The organism is Janthinobacterium sp. ROICE36 (assembly GCF_002869965.1).
In the GTDB taxonomy this organism is placed as follows: Bacteria; Pseudomonadota; Gammaproteobacteria; order Burkholderiales; family Burkholderiaceae_D; genus Janthinobacterium.
This window is the reverse complement of record NZ_PEBS01000150.1, coordinates 1-2,899: the sequence shown is the minus strand read 5'-3', so window position 1 is coordinate 2,899 and position 2,899 is coordinate 1. Positions and strand designations below refer to the sequence as shown.

At 47.9% G+C, this 2,899-nt stretch carries 3 protein-coding genes; 2 read left to right on the top strand and 1 reads right to left on the bottom strand.

Annotated elements, in window-relative coordinates:
- Positions 1–120: 120 nt before the first annotated feature.
- Positions 121–348, bottom strand: a complete 228-nt coding sequence (locus CSZ94_RS27035; protein WP_102124317.1) for a hypothetical protein — start codon at positions 346–348, stop codon at positions 121–123.
- Here CSZ94_RS27035 and CSZ94_RS27030 point away from each other — a divergent pair.
- Both CSZ94_RS27030 and CSZ94_RS27025 read left to right on the top strand, forming a co-directional pair.
- On the top strand, positions 347–811 hold the full coding sequence (locus CSZ94_RS27030; protein ID WP_308410614.1) for a helix-turn-helix domain-containing protein: 465 nt from the start codon (positions 347–349) through the stop codon (positions 809–811). The genes CSZ94_RS27035 and CSZ94_RS27030 overlap by 2 nt on opposite strands.
- An 805-nt stretch (positions 812–1,616) precedes the next feature.
- Complete coding sequence (locus CSZ94_RS27025; RefSeq protein WP_146009917.1) at positions 1,617–2,717, top strand: hypothetical protein; 1,101 nt, start codon at positions 1,617–1,619, stop codon at positions 2,715–2,717.
- Positions 2,718–2,899 lie beyond the last annotated feature (182 nt).

Sequence of the window (2,899 nt, the reverse complement as noted above, 5' to 3'; positions counted from 1 at the left end):
CGGCTGTGAAGGGCTTGGGTCATGGCGCTGGCGGTGAGGTGACAGGAATCAACAGTGTACTCAACAGGCGCCTGGCTTTGAAGTAGGGCAAGCTGCGAATAGGAATATGATCACCCAATTCTAAACAACTAGCAGCGTCACGGCGCCGACAGCTGCGGCAAGCGGCCATGCTTTAGTTCCCAGGGCGGCAACGTAAGCCAGCAACAAATACGCCAGGATCGTCGCCGCCAGCGGTCGAATCAGCTTGGGAAGCAAAATGGCTCTCTTTGCCAAGGCGAGCACCGCGTCATGATGAGGGCGATCAACGTGAGAAAGATAGGCGATAAGTTGTGCGGATGGTAGTGACATGCTGTATGTTTCCTATATAGCAATTTCTCGGAGGGGGGGATTTGACTCTACTCATTCATCAAAATATTGCCATATGGAATTCTACGAATTTCGTAGAGACGACGCAAGCATATTCTACGAATATCGAAGTATGCCTCCTCGCTCCAAACCTCCCTCGTCACTTTTTGGACGGCGCTTACGCGAAGCAAGACTTCTCGTCGGCATTCCGCAGGATAGGCTCGGGGTAGCAATCGGCTTGGACGAAACCACAGCCAGCGCTCGCGTCAGCCGATATGAGACGGGGGTGCATGCGCCACCAGTGGAAATTGCAGCTCGATTAGCGATGGTACTTAATGTGCCCACACCATTTCTCTACTGCGAAGATGATGAATTAGCTGAGGTTATCCAAACTTGGTATCGCCTTTCAAACATTGAACGACAGCGCCTGCTGACGCTCCTCCGTACGAAACCGGATCAATCCTGAAATCCAACTTTGCCCGTGGTCAATTAGTTACTCAAGTTATCATATTTCGCAAGGGAAATATTCACATATTGTCACATCAAGTAGGCAGACCTCATCAAGTAGGCAGACCTACAACCAGGGCGGACGGTGTCCGCGTGCGCCCCCTGTCTGAGGTAATGCGATACGCTAAATCAGCGAGTGACGATTACTGAAAAGCAGCGGACCCTGTCCGCCCTGGTTGGGGGGGGCACTGCGGAAGGCAGCTTTGACGGTTCGTTACTCGATATCCCCAAATAACCCAACAACTGCATGAGTGCTTTCGCTCTCTGATACCAACGCAATCATTTCATATTTAACCCAAACGGCTCCTCAACACAAACTCGGGGGGATCAAGCATAGCTCTCCTCGCTTGCAAGTGTGCTGGTGGTCAGGCTACTCGTCTATAAGGGTTAAAAAGCCTAGGGATGGTATTCAGCTCAAAAAATATCAACTATTTACAGGGACTTCTACTGCATACCCGCAGAAAAACTATGCGGAGATCATGTACCAACGATTCATGAATCGATAAAATTTAATGCTTAGGTCAATCAAAATATATGCGGAGATCAAGCTTGCATAAAGACATATCTTAAATGCTCTATAATTAATTATCTTTCACCTTCCAATTGCTATAACTTCCGAAACTTTAAAATGCCGATAAATCAAATCAAGCCACTGATAACCTTGAATTATGAAATTATGCCCTCTTTCGCCATAATTCATTGCGAAGTTGAATTCAAAATTCGTGAGGAATGTCAGCATACTGTATTTATAGTGGAGAAGGAAAATGGGTAAATATCCATCCTTACCGACCTCACTCGGTGGTGCTACCAACCTGCGGGCATTAGCGGCACGCAATACAGAGGCAGCAAAGACATCTCTTCCTGAACATAAAGAGGTTATGCTGGCCTCATCTCAGGTCATGAATGATATTGCTGGCGGCATGGAACGGAAAGCAAAAGAAAAAGAAAAAAAAGAAGAGCCGGCCATTGCACTGTTTCCTTACAATGCAACAGAAAGTGAGATGCAATTTAAACGATGTCGCCAAGCAGTCCAGCGCGGAGACGATGTATTCCTTCCCAGCTGGGCTATCGGTCTGCGGGCTCTACCGAACCATTTTCTACGAACTGCTCTTTTCACATGCAGCAGCTCCGTCCAAGCTGCCTTTGACAACGAGTTGCCTGGCTCCACAACTCACTTGGCCGAGGAGAAGGAAATTGCCTCGTTTAGGAATATTTGTATAACTTCAAGCGGCTACGAGCTTTGTCAGTTCGACAGACTGGTCTATTCTACCTGCCTCGAATACTACCGCCTTTTACCTCTATCGTCAGAGAGAAATAATCAATACGTAAGTACTTCGTTCTACGCGTTTTCTAGGTGTATGGGGGGCACCTATGGTGATAAAACCCACATAGCTATCCGGAATAGCTTACTCCGTCTTGGCTCAGCCAAAATCTGCGTGCGTACTAACCAAATCGATACCGATCTTCCAAAATTGTTGGCTGTCAACTTCGAGAATGTCGAGATCGGCAATGACTTGAAAGGCAGCGATATATTACGGATTCAGGTTCCCGAGTCTGTCGCAGAGCTATTCGGCCACGGGGCTTGGACTACTGTTGAGACTGAAGCAGTTAGATATAACGGCTTAAAGGGTTGGCTCGCCAGTTTCTACGCCACTCATTCAAAAAAAAAGTGGTTGCCAGTTGAGGCCTTATACAAGCTTACAGGTTACGAGTCACACTTCGGTAATTTTAAGACTAGTCTTACCAAAGCGCTGGATAAGCTCATGGCGCCCGATACCCCCTCCCGCTGTAGGATCAAATCGTATAACTTCAGTGAGGACGGGAAGAATTTATTGGTTGTTCGCGCGAGCAAAATGGAAGAGTGAAAGTCAGCAATGACTACGACAGAGGGTGTAAATAATTTTGTGTAAACGGTCATTTGGCAGGACACTGCCGCCACCAAGGAGAAACAATGACCGTTGTAAAGCGTAACAAGCGGGCCAAGCCCGACCCGGAACTGCTCAAACTGGCCGACAGCTTGCTGGCCAACTACCAGAAGCCCGAGGAT

What these genes read in the sequence shown, in the direction of transcription:
- CSZ94_RS27025 (WP_146009917.1), top strand. Translation starts at nt 1,617, where the DNA reads ATGGGTAAATATCCATCCTTACCGACCTCACTCGGTGGTGCTACCAAC.
- CSZ94_RS27030 (WP_308410614.1), top strand. Translation starts at nt 347, where the DNA reads ATGCTGTATGTTTCCTATATAGCAATTTCTCGGAGGGGGGGATTTGAC.
- CSZ94_RS27035 (WP_102124317.1), bottom strand. Translation starts at nt 348, where the DNA reads ATGTCACTACCATCCGCACAACTTATCGCCTATCTTTCTCACGTTGAT.